17 protein-coding genes and 1 rRNA gene are annotated in these 17,435 nt (G+C 41.5%); 9 read left to right on the plus strand and 9 right to left on the minus strand.

Going from position 1 to position 17,435, the window contains the following annotated elements:
* A 5S ribosomal RNA gene (gene rrf / locus ACNORC_RS09435) occupies positions 1-101 on the plus strand; the annotation flags it as partial.
* A gap of 491 nt (positions 102-592) precedes the next feature.
* Here rrf and ACNORC_RS09440 read toward each other — a convergent pair.
* Genes ACNORC_RS09440 through ACNORC_RS09450 form a run of 3 tightly spaced genes read right to left on the minus strand, consistent with a single transcriptional unit; the run spans position 593 to position 4,004 of the window.
* Complete coding sequence (locus ACNORC_RS09440) at positions 593-1,393, minus strand: DUF4249 domain-containing protein (RefSeq protein ID WP_418335394.1); 801 nt, start codon at positions 1,391-1,393, stop codon at positions 593-595.
* Positions 1,394-1,396: 3 nt separating this feature from the next.
* Complete coding sequence (locus ACNORC_RS09445; protein ID WP_418335395.1) at positions 1,397-3,763, minus strand: TonB-dependent receptor; 2,367 nt, start codon at positions 3,761-3,763, stop codon at positions 1,397-1,399.
* 19 nt (positions 3,764-3,782) lie between these two features.
* On the minus strand, positions 3,783-4,004 hold the full coding sequence (locus ACNORC_RS09450) for a DUF6095 family protein (RefSeq protein WP_386779964.1): 222 nt from the start codon (positions 4,002-4,004) through the stop codon (positions 3,783-3,785).
* Positions 4,005-4,254: 250 nt separating this feature from the next.
* Between ACNORC_RS09450 and ACNORC_RS09455 the strand changes: the two genes are divergently transcribed.
* The 8 genes from ACNORC_RS09455 to ACNORC_RS09490 are packed head-to-tail and all read left to right on the plus strand — an operon-like array spanning position 4,255 to position 11,308.
* Positions 4,255-5,160, plus strand: a complete 906-nt coding sequence (locus ACNORC_RS09455; protein ID WP_418335396.1) for a MerR family transcriptional regulator — start codon at positions 4,255-4,257, stop codon at positions 5,158-5,160.
* A gap of 7 nt (positions 5,161-5,167) precedes the next feature.
* Entirely contained in the window at positions 5,168-6,664 is a 1,497-nt protein-coding gene (gene crtID / locus ACNORC_RS09460) for a bifunctional phytoene desaturase/3,4-desaturase (RefSeq protein WP_418335397.1), read from the plus strand.
* Complete coding sequence (locus ACNORC_RS09465) at positions 6,648-7,484, plus strand: phytoene/squalene synthase family protein (protein ID WP_418335398.1); 837 nt, start codon at positions 6,648-6,650, stop codon at positions 7,482-7,484. The genes crtID and ACNORC_RS09465 overlap by 17 nt, the downstream gene beginning before the upstream one ends.
* A gap of 23 nt (positions 7,485-7,507) precedes the next feature.
* Complete coding sequence (locus ACNORC_RS09470) at positions 7,508-7,978, plus strand: hypothetical protein (RefSeq protein WP_418335399.1); 471 nt, start codon at positions 7,508-7,510, stop codon at positions 7,976-7,978.
* A gap of 57 nt (positions 7,979-8,035) precedes the next feature.
* The gene (locus ACNORC_RS09475) at positions 8,036-8,503 is read left to right on the plus strand and encodes a sterol desaturase family protein (RefSeq protein WP_418335400.1); all 468 of its coding nucleotides are present in this window, start codon (positions 8,036-8,038) and stop codon (positions 8,501-8,503) included.
* On the plus strand, positions 8,503-9,237 hold the full coding sequence (locus tag ACNORC_RS09480) for a lycopene cyclase domain-containing protein (RefSeq protein ID WP_418335401.1): 735 nt from the start codon (positions 8,503-8,505) through the stop codon (positions 9,235-9,237). Before ACNORC_RS09475 ends, ACNORC_RS09480 begins: the two co-directional genes overlap by 1 nt.
* Entirely contained in the window at positions 9,237-10,022 is a 786-nt protein-coding gene (locus ACNORC_RS09485; RefSeq protein ID WP_418335402.1) for a TspO-related membrane protein, read from the plus strand. Before ACNORC_RS09480 ends, ACNORC_RS09485 begins: the two co-directional genes overlap by 1 nt.
* On the plus strand, positions 10,001-11,308 hold the full coding sequence (locus ACNORC_RS09490; RefSeq protein ID WP_418335403.1) for a cryptochrome/photolyase family protein: 1,308 nt from the start codon (positions 10,001-10,003) through the stop codon (positions 11,306-11,308). Before ACNORC_RS09485 ends, ACNORC_RS09490 begins: the two co-directional genes overlap by 22 nt.
* 5 nt (positions 11,309-11,313) lie before the next feature.
* On the opposite strand, the gene ACNORC_RS09495 is transcribed toward ACNORC_RS09490, so the two are convergent.
* Genes ACNORC_RS09495 through ACNORC_RS09520 form a run of 6 tightly spaced genes read right to left on the minus strand, consistent with a single transcriptional unit; the run spans position 11,314 to position 17,411 of the window.
* Entirely contained in the window at positions 11,314-12,642 is a 1,329-nt protein-coding gene (locus ACNORC_RS09495; RefSeq protein WP_418336156.1) for a DUF58 domain-containing protein, read from the minus strand.
* Between the two features lie 3 nt (positions 12,643-12,645).
* On the minus strand, positions 12,646-13,644 hold the full coding sequence (locus tag ACNORC_RS09500) for an AAA family ATPase (protein WP_418335404.1): 999 nt from the start codon (positions 13,642-13,644) through the stop codon (positions 12,646-12,648).
* Entirely contained in the window at positions 13,634-14,848 is a 1,215-nt protein-coding gene (locus ACNORC_RS09505) for a DUF4350 domain-containing protein (protein ID WP_418335405.1), read from the minus strand. The genes ACNORC_RS09500 and ACNORC_RS09505 overlap by 11 nt, the downstream gene beginning before the upstream one ends.
* The gene (locus ACNORC_RS09510) at positions 14,841-15,575 is read right to left on the minus strand and encodes a DUF4129 domain-containing protein (RefSeq protein WP_418335406.1); all 735 of its coding nucleotides are present in this window, start codon (positions 15,573-15,575) and stop codon (positions 14,841-14,843) included. The genes ACNORC_RS09505 and ACNORC_RS09510 overlap by 8 nt, the downstream gene beginning before the upstream one ends.
* Positions 15,575-16,456: a YciC family protein gene (locus tag ACNORC_RS09515; protein WP_418335407.1), complete on the minus strand. Its 882-nt coding sequence runs from the start codon at positions 16,454-16,456 to the stop codon at positions 15,575-15,577. The genes ACNORC_RS09510 and ACNORC_RS09515 overlap by 1 nt, the downstream gene beginning before the upstream one ends.
* Positions 16,443-17,411, minus strand: coding sequence for a stage II sporulation protein M (locus ACNORC_RS09520; RefSeq protein ID WP_418335408.1), 969 nt, complete (start codon positions 17,409-17,411; stop codon positions 16,443-16,445). Before ACNORC_RS09520 ends, ACNORC_RS09515 begins: the two co-directional genes overlap by 14 nt.
* Positions 17,412-17,435: the final 24 nt, after the last annotated feature.

Below are 17,435 nucleotides of genomic sequence, written 5' to 3' on the forward strand. Positions count from 1 at the left end.
TTATAGCAACGGGGCTCACCTCTTCCCATTCCGAACAGAGAAGTTAAGCCCGTTAGCGCAGATGGTACTGCATCTCGTGGGAGAGTATGTCGCCGCCTTTCTTTTAAACCCTTCATCATGAACTTGATGAAGGGTTTTTTTATACTCAAAAATGACATTTTTGGAACTTAATCAAAGTAACTATGTCTGTGGCAGATTTATCTATCGGTGGAAGGCAGGCTTTCTTTTAAACCCTTCATCATTTATTTGGTGAAGGGTTTTTTTATGTAATAAATTCAACAGAGAAATTGAGGCCTGTTCGCGTCCCTCCCGAACCGTCGGGATCGGGAGTACTGCATCTCGTGGGAGCCCTCCCGATAGCTATCGGGACTAATCGGGGGGCTGTCCTGAGCGCAGTGTGCCTGCCGGCGGGTTTATCTACCGGAAGGAGGCAGGTTTTTTTAGAAGAGCCTAAAGCAATGTCTTTTTTATACTCAAAAATGACACTTTCGAAACATAATCAAAGTCCCCTGCCTTCCAGTGAGGGTGTAGGTGTCCGAAAGGATGCGGAGGGTTTGGGTTCCTGTATAAAATGGGGTGACAATGAAGGATTTTATTCCAATTCGTATCCAAAGAAATCGGCTTGAGATAGCCTGAAATATCCAAAGGCAAAATTATCCGGATTGGTAGTATTCACAATATTTCCTCTTACGATCGTAGGCTGAGTTTGGAAAGGACCTCCATTGCTGGTCCCGGCCTGTGATCTCAGAATGAACATGTATTCGTAAAAATCTTCAGAGATCCCCTGGATCTCGAAACCTACACTGTCTCCACTCTCCAGATCTTCATCAGAGTAAAAAGCAAAGGTCCTGTTGCCATTGGTGAATTCATCGTCGTAGATCTGTAAGGCTAACTGATCATGGTAAAACTTGAAAAGATAGTAATCTTCCGTTTCCGCCGGATCTGTGTAATAAGCTTTCAACTCGATTTCCTCCCCGTCAAAACCTCCATCATTCTTTTGCTCTACAAATTCGAGCTGAGGAGCCGTTACATATTTTTCAGATGCCGTATAGACCTCGCCTTCATACGATAGAACCAATTCATATGTCATTCCTGGAACCGGTTCTATTTCTGAATTCTGAAATATTCCATCTTCAATTTCTGTGAATACATATTCCTCTCCATTTTGGTCAAATACTGAAACATTGGCGTCCAAAGCAGGGGGAACTTCATCATCAAAAAAAGGAGCTGTCGTGGTCAGAAGGATGTACTGAACATTTTCTTCCAGTGCCGGATTCCAGACTAAAGAAGCTTCTACCACTAATCGTGGAGCACTTGTTTCCAGGTCGACCTCTACCACCTCTTCACAGCTGGTAACAATACCTAATAGTATCAATAAAAACAGCTTTTTCATCTCCTAAAATTTAAAGTTATATGTGACTGAAGGAACGATCCCAAAAATTGATAGGCGTACAGCTTCATTTACCATAGTATCTTCATTTTCCCTGAAACTTAGGGAAACCGCATTTTTTCTATTGTAGACATTATAGATCCCAAAATTCCAGCTGGACTTATATTGTCGGTTTGGCTTCTTTTTCGGTGTGTAGGTTGCCGAGAGATCCAATCGGTGATAAGAAGGGAGCCGGTTGCTGTTGCGCGGAGAATACACCGGAATAGTTAGATTTTCAAAACGATATTGGCCTGTCGGATAAGTTGTCGGTAACCCGGTTTGATAAATTAGATTTGCGTTCAGGTCCCATTTTCTGCTGAGTTCATAAGTAACAGTCAGAGATAGATCGTGTGGTTTGTCGTAAGCCGTGGGATACCAGTTCGAATTGTTGATCCCGGGTTCGGCATCTGTTCTTCCGGGGGTCTTTTGTTCTGAACGGGACCAGGTATATGCCAGCCAACCGGTGAATTGTCCGTAATTCTTCCGAAGTAATAATTCCAGTCCGTAGGCCTGTGCTTTGCCGGGCAGAATAACCTGTTCTATGGCATTATTGGCTATTAAATTGGCTCCGTCAATATAGTCTAACCTGTTCTTCAAATTTTTGTAAAAGGCCTCTACCTCAAGTGAATATTCCTGATCAAGAAAATTTCTGAAATAACCACCTGCAACCTGGTCCAGTAACTGCGGTTCAATATAACGACCACTCGGTGCCCAAACATCAAGGGGAGTTGGAGAGCTGGTATTCGTGATCAAATGCAGGTATTGGGTCATTCGATTGTAACTGAACTTTACAGATTGATCCTCATCTATTGTGTAGGCCACTGCCAGTCTGGGTTCCAAATTGCCGAAGGTACGTTCAACCTTATTCTTATCTAAAGAAAAGCTACCCGTTGGATCTGCCTTTTCATAAATACCGAATTTTGAATTATAAATTACCGGCTGCCCATTCTCGTATAAATTCAACTCATCCTGACCCAATCTTAGGAAATTACTGTACCTGAGTCCGGCCTGAATAGAAATTGCTTCGGAAAACTTTTTTTCCGCGGAAAAGTAGAGCGCATTTTCAACAGCATATTTCTTGGTAAGTTTGGAACGGATTATTCCCGAACTGGGCGAATTTGGTTCGATCTCGCCCGGATTGAACTCATGGAAGGTGGTTTGGAGTCCGTAATTCAAATTTAGTCCATCACTAATGTAGTGGTCTATATCATATTTAATATTGAGGTTGTCAATTCCGCTGTTCCAGTTGAAGCCTACGAAATCCAACGTTAGTCCGTAATAGTAGTCACTATAAATAAGTGAAAGATTACTGAACATGTTTTTATTAATGACGGTATTCCATCTCAGATTAAAGACAGAATTCCCGTAGGTATTCTCAAAACTCTGACTGATATTGAAGACATCCCGACCAAAATAGCCTGAAAATAAAAGATTGTTCCTGTCATTCAGATGCCAGCTTATCTTGGTGTTCAGATCATAAAAATAAGCTGAGTTGGGATTATCGGCCAATTTCAAAAAGAGGTGCGCATAAGAACTGCGGCCTCCAATCAAAAAGGAACTTTTATCCTTTTTTAAAGGACCTTCCGCTAGCAAACGGCTGGAGATAAGTCCGATCCCGCCATTCATAGAGAACTTCTTACTATTGCCATCCTTTTGATAGATATCCAGCACAGATGATACCCTACCGCCATAATTCGCAGGAATTCCACCTTTGTATAACTTCAGGTTCTTAATTGCGTCAGGATTAAACACAGAAAAAAGTCCGAAGAGATGGCTCGCATTATAGATGGTAGCTTCATCAAGTAAGATAAGATTTTGATCTGCAGCTCCTCCCCGAACGTTGAATCCGGAAGATGCTTCTCCCGCGTTGGAAACTCCGGGTAGCAGAAGAAGAGATTTTACGATGTCAACTTCCCCAAAAACCACCGGAAGTTTTTGAATAGTCTGAATTTCCAATTTGTTGACGCTCATTTCCGGTTTGGAAATGTTCAGGCGTTCCACATCTTCTGTGATCACCACTTCTTTAAGATCTTCGGAAGAAGGAAGGAGTTCAAAATTCAGGGTAGTGTTTTCTGTTAGGCTGATGTTCTCTTTGACTGAGGCAAAGCCTAAATAGCTAACCACGATCTGGTGGTTTCCTGTTGGGATTTTTATGGAATAAAAGCCATATTCATTGGTGACAGTTCCGGTTCCCAGATCAGGAAAGAGAATATTTACCCCATTAAGCGTTTCGTTATTGGTGGCATCTGTGATGGTTCCATTGAGAACTACTTTTTCCTGAGCTTGCAAAAAGGAAAAGGTCAGGAAAAGCAATAGTGAAAAGTGGATTTTCAAGGGCTGTGGTTTTTAAAATTCAGTCAAAAAGTGCTTTTATGACTGTATTGATCCCTTTGAACATCAAATAGATGGCTCCTGCCATTGCGAGCAGCGCAAATATTAAAACCGGAATGAACCAACTGTGCTCCTGATTCTTAAAAGAGCTGAATAGCACCACAGGACCTATAAAAGAAAGAGGTAAGGCTGCGGCCAGTAATTTAATGCCTTTCATTAAAACTGTTTTATTCGTGTGTTTCATTTCTGCGGAAGTTTGACTTCAAAGATAATCAATCTACTTTTTTTCGTTCTGATTATTAGACTGTTCAGATTTATCTATTAAAACTTAAAACCTAATATGTCACTTAATACACCTTTAAAATTTTTATTTTGGATAACCTGTTTAAAAAGTTGATATTTAAAGATCTAAGTTAGAGGTAGACAAAATTAAAACGAAATTAACATTCTACCTAATAATTTATGTTTAATTTTGAATTCAATAATTTAAACAAATGAATTCATTCTCCATTTCACAGCTCGCCCAGTTTTCGGGAATCAAGGCGCACACCATTCGGATATGGGAGCAGCGTTATAACGCTTTAGAACCTCACAGATCTGAAGGGAATACCCGTTATTATGACAGCCTTCAATTGAGAAGGTTGTTGAATATTGTAAGCTTGATGAAAACAGATCACAAGATCTCCAGGCTTTGCAAGATGAGTGATCAGGAATTGTTCGATCTTCAGAAGGAGTATTATGACAGCGCTGTAGAGGATAATGATTATGAATATTTCATTAGTCAGTTGATTTCAGCCGGAATGAATTATGACGAATTAAATTTCGACAAAATATTTTCTCACTGTCATTTGCGTTTCGGCCTTAAGAAGACGTATGAGGAGATATTATATCCCATGGTAAACAGAGTTGGCCTGTTGTGGACCAGCAATACAATTCCTCCTTCGCAGGAGCATTACATAACCAACCTGTTAAGGCAGAAGCTGTTTACGGCAATTGATTCTCTTCCTCTGGGAACTGAAGAAGCTGATACCTGGATTCTGTTCCTTCCGGAAGAGGAATTCCATGAAATAGGGCTTCTTTTTGCTAATTACATGATAAGGGCGGGTGGCAAAAAGGTTATTTATTTGGGTCCGAATGTTCCACTTTCCTCAGTGGAAAACACCATTTCCGATTATCCGGTTAGGAACCTGCTGCTATTTTTGGTACACCGTGACCTTCCTGAAAATGTCGACAAATATCTTTTATCCCTCAAAGAAATTTCGAAAGATAGAAATCTATTCATTGCCGGGAATATGGAAAGTGCTGAAGCATTGACCGAAAAAGAGGGAGTGAAGTGGTTATTCTCAGTAAAGGATCTGGAAAAAGAATTAAATCCGCAGGCTTTGGAAGCCTCTGAATAAAGGTAGTATGGCAAAAATAGCAGTAATAGGAGCAGGTTTTTCAGGTTTGAGTGCAGCCTCGTATTTAGGGGCGGCTGGTCATGAGGTGCACATATTTGAAAAGAACAGCATCCCCGGTGGGAGAGCACGGCAGATAAGCACTGCCGATGGTTACACTTTTGACATGGGACCTTCCTGGTATTGGATGCCCGATGTCTTTGAAAGATATTTTTCTGATTTTGGTTTTAAGGTTTCTGACCTTTATAAACTTGAGTTGCTGGATCCCTCTTTTGAAGTGGTCTATAAGAATAATGAAAAATTAAGTATTCCGGAGAATTATGCGGCTTTGAGAGAAATGTTCGAGTCTGTGGAAGCGGGCAGTGCGTTAAAGCTGGATAAATTCATGGAGGAAGCTCAGTACAAGTATGAGCAGGGAATGGAAAACCTCGTATATATGCCCGGGCTGTCTGTAGCAGAGTTTGCCGATATGAACCTCATAAAAGGGGCATTGCGCTTACAGGTTTTCTCTTCCTTTAGCAAGCACGTTCGAAAATATTTTAAAGATCCAAAGCTGATCGCCCTGATGGAATTTCCAGTATTGTTTCTGGGAGCCATGCCGCAAGATACCCCGGCTCTGTACAGTTTGATGAATTATGCCGGTCTTAAATTGGGGACCTGGTATCCACAGGGAGGCTTCGGTAAAGTAATAGACTCCATGGTCAAGGTAGCCAAGGATAATAACGTTTGTTTCCATTTCGATTCGCCGGTTGAATATATTTCAGCAGAAGGTGATCAGGTAAAAAGCCTGCGGGTAAGAAATGAAGAAATGAATTTTGATGCGGTAGTGGCGGCTGCAGATTACCAACATGTTGAAAATGCATTATTACCAGAAGAATTCAGAAATTATAAAAACACTTATTGGGATAAAAGGACATTTGCTCCTTCCTGCCTGATATATTATTTGGGGGTTTCACAGGAAATTCCGGAGCTTGAGCACCATACGCTCTTCTTTGACGAAGATCTTTTTGAACATTCGGTAGAGATATACAAGGATCCAAAATGGCCGAGTAAACCTTTATTCTATGTTTGTTGCCCTTCCCGAACAGATCCTTCGGTAGCACCAAAAGGTCACGAAAATCTCTTTCTGCTCATGCCATTGGCTCCGGGACTTGAAGACGGGGACAAGCTTCGGGAGAAATTCTTCCATATTATAATGGATAGGCTCGAGAAACAAATAGGAAGAAAGATCAGGCCTTATCTTGACCATAAAAGGAGCTATTGTGTGAGTGATTTTATCACAGATTACAATTCCTATAAGGGTAATGCTTACGGCCTGGCAAATACCTTGACTCAAACCGCTGTATTGAAGCCCAAGATCAGAAACAAAAAACTGTCGAACCTCTTTTATGCTGGTCAGCTAACGGTTCCCGGTCCGGGAGTGCCGCCTTCCCTTATTTCCGGAAAAATAGCTGCAGAACAGGTAGAAAAAGAATTAAAAAAGAAGAAACATGAAGTCACTGTTTGATAACTTATCTCTGGAAGTGAGCCGAATGACCACGCGCTCCTACAGTACCAGCTTTTCCCTTGGTATCTATTTCCTGCACGATCGCCTGAGGGATCCCGTTTATTCTGTTTATGGATTTGTGCGGGTCGCAGATGAGATAGTTGACAGTTTTGAAGGCTATGACCAGGAGGCGCTGCTCACCAAGTTCCGCAATGATACTTATGAAGCTATTGATCAGCGCATTTCAACCAATCCTGTTCTCAATTCCTTCCAAAAAGTGGTGCATGACTTCAATATAAATTTGGACCTTATTGATACCTTTTTGAAGAGTATGGAAATGGACCTCCAAAAAGTGGATTATAATAGTGAAAAATATAAGCAGTACATTCTTGGGTCTGCAGAAGTAGTTGGCTTAATGTGTCTGCATATTTTTACTGAAGGAGATCATGTAAAATTTGAAGAATTGAAACCATACGCCATGAAATTGGGGGCAGCCTTTCAAAAAGTAAATTTCCTTCGTGACCTTAAAGATGACTATCATGTATTGGGAAGGACCTATTTCCCTGGTGTGGATATGACCAATTTTTCGGCAGATGCTAAAAAACAGATTGAAAAAGAGATCGAGGAAGATTTTAGAATTGCTTTAGAGGGAATAAAAATGTTACCTTCATCCTCGAAAGGAGGCGTTTATCTGGCGTATGTTTATTACCAGTCTCTTTTCAAAAAGATCAAGAGATTGCCGGCCCAAAGGATTCTTTCCGGAAGGGTGCGCATCCACAACGGAAAAAAATTCGGACTCATGATCAACAGTCTGGTAGAATGTAAAATGAACCTGGTTTAATGAGATATGCTGTAATTTTAATCATGATATTTTCAACTGTAGTTTCCGGACAGGAAAACGAGTTGTCTAAAATTCGTAACCTGTACCAGCGGGCACCCGAAAGGGAAACTGCTGCTAAAGAGCTCTTGAAGATCACTGAAGATTACAGAAAAGAAGATCCGGTTTTGTTTGCATACAAAGGAGCGGCGCATATGATGATGGCCAAACATGTGATTAATCCATTCACCAAGATGTCTCATTTCAACAAGGGGAAAAAGATCTATTCCGCGGCTATTGAGGCTGATCCTAAGAATATGGAACTTCGGTTTCTCAGGTATTCAGTACAGTCCGAAGCACCGGGTTTTCTTGGCTACAAGCAAAATGTGGAGGAGGATAAGACCCTGTTGCTTAAAAATACTAAGCAACTTCAGGATCCTGGACTTAAAAAAATGATCGTGGAATATCTGCTTTCTTCAGATGGTTTATCTTCCGCAGAGAAAGAAAAATTGAAATAAAAAAGTTATTGAAATTCAGTATTTTAGAAGGTGTTGAATTTCTGAAAATAAGTAAATATGGAATCAGTAATAGTTAATATACTCATTGTTGTGGCTGCTTTTATCGCTATGGAAGGAGTAGCCTGGTTCACGCACAAATATATCATGCACGGGTTGTTATGGATTTTGCACAAAGACCATCACAACAAGCAAACCTCCGGGTTTTTTGAGCATAACGACTTCTTTTTTCTCATTTTCGCCATTCCCGGAATTACCGCTCTTTTCTTCGGAATGCAGGCCGGGTACAACTACCTTTTCTTTATAGGACTGGGCATAACTATCTATGGGATGGCCTACTTTTTCGTCCATGATATCTTTATTCATCAACGGTTCAAAGTTCTGCGGAAGGCTGACAATTTTTATTTTAAAGCCATTCGCAGAGCCCATAAGATGCATCACAAACATTTAGATAAAGAGGACGGGGAATGCTTCGGAATGCTGTGGGTGCCTATGAAATACTTCAGGGATCAGAGAAAAAAAGCCTGATGGAATACACGTATCTGCTCGTCAATTTTTTTACCATTCTTGTACCGTTCTTGTTCTCATTTCATCCGAAGCTGAGATTTGACAAGACCTGGGGTGCTTTTTTTCCGGCTGTCTTTTTCACCGGACTACTATTTGTTCTCTGGGATATGTGGTTCACTTCAATGGGAGTTTGGGGCTTTAACGAACGTTATCTAACAGGGATCAATATTGGAAACCTTCCACTTGAGGAGGTGTTGTTCTTTTTCTGTATTCCCTACGCCTGCGTTTTTACTTTTCACTGTCTGGATCTACTTCTTAGGAAGAAGGTGGGTCAAAAAGGGCAAATGAACACAACTTTATTTTTTGCCAGCATCTTGTTGATTATCGGCGTGCTTAATCTGGATAAATACTACACGGCCAGCACTTTTTTGAGCCTGGGAATTTTGCTTTTGATATCAGAATTCCTATTCAAGATTCCATGGTTGAAAAGGTTTTATATAGTCTACGCGGTTCTCCTGATACCATTTTTTATAGTCAATGGTGTTCTTACGGGTACCGGAATAGAGGAGGAAGTGGTTTGGTACAATTCCGAAGAATTTATGGGCATCCGGTTGTTGACCATTCCCGTCGAGGATATATTTTACGGAATGGAATTGATCCTTTTGAACCTGTTGATCTATAGATTTCTGTTAAGCCGAAGAAAGGTGCCATCATTACAACATCGTAATTCAAGAGTTTCTCAAAATATTCTTTGATGAAAAAGCTTCTTTCTGTACTAAATATTCTTGCCTTTCTCCTCATGGTATTTGTTAACTACATTTCCAATACCGGAGTGATAAATGAAAATACTATGGCAACAGTGTCGGCAAAATATGAGAACCTTTTTACGCCGGCCGGTTATGCGTTCTCCATTTGGGGTCTTATCTATCTGGCTTTACTCGCCTTCGTCATCTTCCAGGCCGTAGGGGTTTTCAAGAAAACTGAATTCAGCTGGGTAATCACAAAAGTGGGGTGGTGGTTCATTCTCTCCTGCCTGGCTAATATTCTGTGGATATTCGCATGGCTGAATGAAGAAATCGCACTTTCGGTGGTGATCATGATATTTTTGCTGTTCTGTTTGCTAAAAATTGTGGTGAATACCCGCATGGAGTTAGATGATGAGCCGTTGTCAATTATTGCCTTTTTATGGTGGCCGTTCTCCTTTTATTCTGGCTGGATCACTGTGGCCCTCATTGCGAACACAGCGGCTTATTTGACCGCGCTGGGCTGGAATGGCTTCGGAATTTCTGAAGTGGCCTGGACAGTTGTTATGATCCTCATTGCCGGAATAATAAACCTTGTTATCACCTGGACCCGAAACATGCGCGAGTTTTCTCTTGTAGGAGTTTGGGCTTTGTTGGCCATTGCCATCGCTAATTGGAATTCTCAATCTACTGTCGTGGTTGTAGCCGTGGTGACAGCAGGAATTTTATTTATAAGCAGCGGTATTCATGGATATAAGAATCGAGAAACAAACCCATGGGCAAAGCTGAAAAAGTAGCGGTCGTTTGGTTGCGAAGGGATCTGCGATTGTTTGATAATGCTGCCCTGTACCATGCTTTGAATAGCGGATCACAGGTATTGATCATGTTTATTTTTGATAAGAATATTCTCGATAAGCTTCAGGATAAGAAAGATAAAAGGGTTGATTTCATTTACCGGCAACTTGAGAAGATAAACAGTGAGTTACATCAATATAATTCCTCTCTTCTTGTTTATCACAATACTCCAAAAAAGGCTTTTGAAGAGCTGCTTTCCAATTTTGATGTTCAGGAGGTTTTTACGAACCGGGATTATGAACCTTATGCTTTGGAAAGAGACCGTGAAATAAACGATTTGCTGGAGTCAAAGAATATTCCTTTTCAAACTTTTAAAGACCAGGTGATCTTTGAAAGGTCTGAAGTAATGAAGCCTGATGGTTCTCCCTATACAGTTTTTACGCCCTATTCCAATAAATGGAAGGAACGTCTTCACCAGGAATCTATTCCGGAATATCCAAGTGAATCTCGTCTTGATCACCTGCTAAAAAGGGCAAAAGTAGCGTTGCCTTCCCTGGAGAACATGGGTTTTGAGCCCAGCGGATTTGAAGTTCCTGATTCGGATCTCTCCGAAGGATTGATCAGAAACTATGAAAAGACGCGCAATTTACCCGCCGTTCATGGCACCAGCTATGCCAGCGTTCACCTTCGATTTGGGACTGTAAGTATTCGGAGGCTGGTAAAACAGGCACTTCAGCAAAATGAAATCTGGCTGAATGAATTGATCTGGAGGGAATTTTTCATGCAGATCCTTTACCATTTTCCGGAGGTGGTGGAGCATAACTTCCGAAGAAAATATGATCGTATCCAATGGCGTAATAATGAACGCGAATTCGAGTTGTGGTGCAGGGGTGAAACCGGATATCCCATGGTTGATGCAGGCATGCGCCAGCTGAACGAAACGGGCTGGATGCACAACAGGGTACGCATGATCACAGCGGGTTTTCTAACCAAACACCTCTTGATCGACTGGCGATGGGGAGAGGCTTACTTTGCTGAAAAACTGGTGGATTATGAGCTTTCCTCCAATAACGGAAACTGGCAATGGGCTGCGGGAACTGGTTGTGATTCTGCGCCATATTTTCGGATCTTTAATCCGGAGACGCAGTTGAAAAAATTTGATCCAAAGCTGGAATATGTAAAAACGTGGATCAAAGATTTTCGTGCGGGATATCTTGAACCCATTGTAGAACATAAATTTGCACGTGCGAGAGCTTTGGAGGCCTACAAAAAGGCGCTGAATAACTGAAGCAGTTAGAGAATTCCCCTTTTTTTGATCTCCAAATATTTATTGATCGTATTGACGGTCAATTCTTCCGGTTTTGTGAGAATGGACTGAATACCGTGTTTCTGAAGTTCTTTTACCATTAACTTTTTATCGTAGGCAAATTGTTCAGCAATGGTTTGATCGAATATCTCAGGAATATTCCTGGCCTCCTTCTGTGCCAGCTGCTCTAATTCCGTATTTTCAAAAAAGATCACTACCAGCAGATGTTTACGGGCAATTGCGGAGAGGTAAGGAAGCTGCCTATGAAGAGCACTTATGTGTTCAAAATTGGTGTAGAGTAAAAGTAAACTCCGCTGCGGAAGCCTTCTTTTGAGGTGTGTATAAAGTAAGCCGGGATCTGAATTGAGGAACTTTGAATCCACATTGTAAAGCGTTTCTAACAACAGGTTTAAATGTGTCTTTTTTGAACTTGCAGGTACGATCTTTTCCAGCTTATTTGAAAAAGTAATAAGTCCCGCTTTATCCTTTCTCTTTAAAGCGATGTTGGAAAATGCAAGAGCTGAATTGATGGCATAATCAAGCAATTTCAGATTTTCAAAGGGCATTTTCATAGTTCGGCCAGTGTCGATCACCGAATAGACGGGTTGAGATCTTTCATCCTGATACTGGTTGACCATGAGTCCGCCTTGTTTGGCCGTAGCTTTCCAGTTGATACTTCGCACGTCATCACCGGGCACATAATCCCTGATCTGCTCAAACTCCATGGTATGTCCAATCTTCCTGATCTTTTTGAGTCCCGGGTCAAAGGTCCTGCGATCGACAGCCATAAAATCGTACTTCTTCATCTGAATGAAAGAAGGATAAACTTTTACCAGTTGCTCTTTTCCGAAGGTATAGCGACGTTTTGCCAGTTTTAAATGGGTAGAGCAGTAAATATTGAGGTTCCCGAACCGGTACTCTCCCCTCAGCACGGGGCGCAGGAAGTATTCAAAAGTGGCCTCTGAACGCGAGGGCACGGAAAGAGACCTCTTAAAATCCCTTTTTTGGAACTGCACCGGCACTTCGTCTATAACCTCAAAATGAACGGGAAAAGGGTAATGGTTCCATAGTTTTACCCTGACCGGATTCTCGTCACTGTTGGAAAATTTTTCCGGCAGGTCCCGTTCCGCACGTACTGCAGAGGGCGAAAAAAGGGCAAAAATGTCAAAGGTTAACAGCAGAAACAATAGGGCTGTCAATACCCAAATGAGAGGGTAAAGCCATTGTATCCAAAAGGAAAAAAGAAAACCTGCCGCCAGAAAAAAAATGGCATAAAAGAAACGCTCGTGCAGGTACAGCCTTTTTAAAAATTTTATCACTTATCGCGGAATTTCAACTGATTGGGTGATCATTCCTATCACACTTTCTGTTGTAGTGCCTTCCATTTCCCTTTCGGGTGAGAGGATGACTCTGTGGCCCAGTACCGGTGCAAGTACTTTTTTAATGTCTTCAGGAATGACAAAATCCCTTCCTTTTATGGCTGCTACGGCTTTTGAAGCATTCATTACTGCAATAGATGCTCTTGGGGAGCCTCCCAAAAATAGGTGCGGATGCTTTCTTGTCCTGGAAACTATTTCAGCGATGTATTCCAGTAATTTGTGTTCAACGCGAATATTTTTGATCTGTTGTCGCAACACCTCCAGCTTTTCCGGGGTGAGTACTGCAGAAACTTCCTGTTGTGGTAAAGCTCCTTTTCTTTCATGGTGAGTCTGCAGGATCTTCACTTCATCTTCGAGAGCAGGATAATTTACTTTTATTTTAAAAAGGAACCTGTCCAGTTGAGCTTCCGGCAAGGCATAGGTGCCTTCCTGTTCAATTGGGTTTTGAGTGGCAACCACCATGAACGGCGGAGGCATGGAATGTTCTTTACCATCAATAGTGATCTGGCGTTCTTCCATTACCTCAAAAAGGGCAGCCTGGGTTTTTGCCGGTGCCCTGTTGATCTCGTCGATCAACACGATATTAGAAAATACGGGGCCTGGCATAAATTCAAAACTGGCAGTTTTTTGATTAAGTACTGAAGTCCCCAGCACATCACTCGGCATTAGGTCCGGAGTGAATTGGATCCTGCTGAATTTGGTGTCCAGGGTGCGGGCAAAAAGCTTTGCAGTTATGGTCTTGGCAACACCCGGCACTCCTTCTATAAGCACATGCCCATCTGCCAGCAAGGCAATGATAAGGAACTCAATGAAATCTTCCTGACCTATGATGATTCGGGAAAGTTGTGATTTTAGATCCTCAGCGGCTTCCTTTAGTTCTTCAAGCGGAATGCGGTTTTCAAAGCTGATCTCTTCGTTTCCGGTTTCGTTATTTTCCATCCTTATATTTTTTAAAGGCACTGATGGCCTTATTTAGCTGAATTAATTCTTCTTTTGATACTGTATCCTGCCTCTTCAACCGGTCCATCAAAGTCCAGAGGTCTTTTACTTCTTCAACAGGTGTGGTACTCACGCTGGCCAGCCTCTCAAAAAAGCTTTCCCGGACCTCTGTTGTATTCATTCGGTATCTGGAACGCAGGTATTCCAAAAATAAGTTAATCTTTTTTGTTGCTATGCTTTTGTAGTCTTTACTGTCAATGTAGAGACCGGCAACAGTGCGTGTGAAGTGATAGGTTTGGTTTCTGAGTGGCTTTATGACGGGAATACTCCGTTGTTTTCTTTTTCCTTCAAAATACAGAAACAGTACACTTCCAATCATCAATGTATAGTAGGCCCACCTCAATTGTCTGTTCCGCAGTAACACGAAAAGGGGGGAGGTATTAAAAGCTTTTCCCGCTTTGTAATAACGGTCCAGATATAAAGTCTTTCCCGCGGGAAGATATGCCAGAACCCTTTCCACATACTCTTCATTTCCCACTTCGGAAAGTAAAAAATAATTACTGAAAGCTTCCGGAGCGGTATGCAGGTAGAGGAGGCCTTTTCCAATAGAATCCCGAAGAAAGTTAACATAGGGATCTGTGATCCTTAAAGTGTCCTTATAAAGATCGGTTACTCCCAATGCTTCCTGTTGTAAAGAATCGTATTTAGAAATGACAAAATTGTAATTGTTCCTGTCGAAAAGAAAAGCATTTTCACGCTTTAGATCAGGATCACTCAAATTATATAGCGGTTTGGAGGAAATACCTGTTTTAGGGATCTCCATTTTAATCTTGAGATCAAGAGTATCTATGAGTGCTTTTCCAAAGCTATTAGCTATCAAGAAAGCTGTATTTCCTTTTTCTATCCACTGGAAGAGTCGCTTTAATTCACTTTTATCAATATTCAGCTGGTCATTGAGAAAAAAATAGGTGCCGTCAGGAGCCGAATCTGTCAGGAATTCAAAAGGAGGAATATTGACACTTCTGGTTTCCAGGTCCTGTTCCTTCAGGTTCTCGTACAGAACGAAAGCCCCCAGTGGAATTTTATCAGAAGCAGCAAAACTTGGCCTCCAGTTTACTTCATCCGGTTCACTCGCTTCCAGATAGGTGAGTAAAACCAAAAGTGCGACCAGCAGAAAAAGAGTGAATTTATAGGCTTTACTCATTAGCTGACAAAATTAGGTTCTCTGCTTTTCGGAAATCTGTTTTTACCTTTTCATAAACTTCAGCATCTGCCGAAAATTCCCCATACCAGATAAAATCGTAGATCCTGCTAACCTTCCGGAAGGAAATTTTGAGGTCTTCATGTGCGATCTCCCCAAGGTAATCTTCATCTGTCTTCCCGGCATCAAAGTGTACAAGACCTTTTTCTGATAATTGCTGAAGCACATAAAGAAAATGATACCTGATGGCCAGCCGATAATTTCCATCTTTTATGGCTTCGGAAATTAGTTCTTTAATATTCCCAAACCTGATGATCTCCTCATCCTGATGCAAAAGAACATCTCCTTTCTGAGAGGATCTCAGCAAAGAGGCCCCGGGATTCAATTTGGAAAACAGATATAAGATAAACCCAAGGAGAGCGGCCAGCAGTAAATAGGGTAAAACTTTCAGAAAAAATACAAGTAATGCAGAGGCTTCGTAATCCCCGAATAACCACCGGATCAATCGTTGCCATTGAAGACTTATGTACCTTTTGAAATTGGTCCACCAGTTCTCTTCCTCCACTTTTTCGGAATAATCAAAAGCGGGATCCTTCCGGTGATCAGCTAATTTATCTTCATTGAATTCCAGTGGTACCAGCTTTTCCTGCTCATCTTGAGGATAGAATTTTTCCGCAGGAAGACCTTTCAATCCCGAAAAAAGCAATAATACCACGAGAATAAAACGCATTAGTTGTTGTTTTCCTGGGAACCTAAATTTGAAATAGTTTGATACGACCCGGTAAAGTTCTTCTTTTCATCCAGGTTATAGTAAATAAAGGCGCTGGCAATAATCAATATTCCAGTGAGCAGATATTGGGCAAGGGAGGAAACCACATTGAATACCACGTAGACCCAATCGATAAGAGATCCGGGATCTGCTAGGCTGCCTTCCTGTGAACTGGTTATGGCCTTGACAAAAAAGTAGATCATCATGGGAAACTGAAAGATCAGTCCGATAATATAGATCAACAGGGCGATGACGAAAAAGGAAAAAAATGTAGTCCACCAATTATCTTTAACAAGATCAAAGGTGTGCGAAATGGAATCCATAACAGGTCTTTGGGAGAAAACCAGCACGGCAGGGGCAATAGAAAGAGGAACCCATAAATATATTCCGGGTAGTATGCATAAGAGTGTCCCGACTGCCACCATAATGGTGGACAAGAATAAGATGCCAAGCATTCCTCCAAAGTTGTCCTTCACCCCCTGATAAACTTCTGTTTCATTGACTATACCGTCATGTTCCACGTAAGATTTTATGTAATGAAGAATAGTCGCATACAGCAGGATGTAAAAAGCAAAAATTGCTGCTCCCAGGATGAAGATCGAAATGAGATACATTTCTGAAGACATTTCTTCAGCCATTTCGAAAATTGAATTTTCCAGGAGATCCATTCCGAGGTATGAATAATAGGAAATCGCCAGCAACAGGATCAAAAAGACCGGGCCGGTGATCTTAAAAATGGCTTTTGAGAGAGGCTTTAGATTTTCTCGCAGAAAGCCGAACGTATCAGTAATGATCTCTCCCAGATCACGGCGTTTCTGGAAGTTAATTTTATTGTGGGTCATGAGGAAGTTTTCGGTTTAAATAGATAGGGTAATAAACATAGTAAAAAAGTATAAGGCACAGGGAAAGTGCAATTATAATTATGGCAAGCCAATCAGGCATTTCAGTATGGCGGGTAACATATCCTTCCAGAAATCCGGCAATAATAAAAAATGGCACCGTGCTTATTACTATCTTTAACCCTGCCTTGACGCCTTTAACGAAAGAAGTTAGCCTTGTATAGGTGCCGGGAAACAGGATGCTTTTACCAACCACCAATCCTGCACAGGCGGCAACTATGATGACGGAGATCTCAATACTGCCGTGTATCCAGATGGTTCTTACCGATTCCCAAAAAAGACCTTTTTCATAAAAGAAATACTGGAAGGAGCCCAGCATAATCGCATTTTGCATGACCATATATAGAGTTCCCATCCCTGCAAAAATACCGAGTACGAAGGCGTATAGGGCCACCCTAATATTATTAATAGTAATTCCCAGGAACATATCAAATTCTCCCATTTGTTTATAGACCGCCATGGGATCTTGTTTGGAAATATTTTCCAGGGTAGCATTCACATAGGCGTCACCTAAAATCGCTCGTACGAAACCGGCCTCACTGGCTGCAGAAAAACTGCCGATTGCTACAAAAATGGAAAACACGACGAAGGCCAGCAAAAGCTGCTTCTGGTAATTATAAAATTCCTTCGGAAACTCTTTGGTAAAAAAGCTGATCACCCGGTTGGGTGACTCCCTTTTAGTCTTGTAAATATTATGGTGAGCCTGTGAGGCAAGGGTGTTCAGGTATTTTACAGTATTGCTTCGGGGGTAGAAAGTTTGGGCGTAACTAAGGTGATCGGTTATCTCGAGGTACAAAGCAGAAAGTTCATCGGGAGTGATAAAAGCCTTATTTTGCAGTGCACTTTCAAATCTTGACCATTTGTCTTTATTTTGTCTGACAAAAGCAGCCTCACGCATTTCCGAAGAATTTGATCAAAGAAA

It is taken from the genome of Salinimicrobium soli, assembly GCF_048323655.1.
GTDB classification, from domain to species: Bacteria; Bacteroidota; Bacteroidia; order Flavobacteriales; family Flavobacteriaceae; genus Salinimicrobium; species Salinimicrobium soli.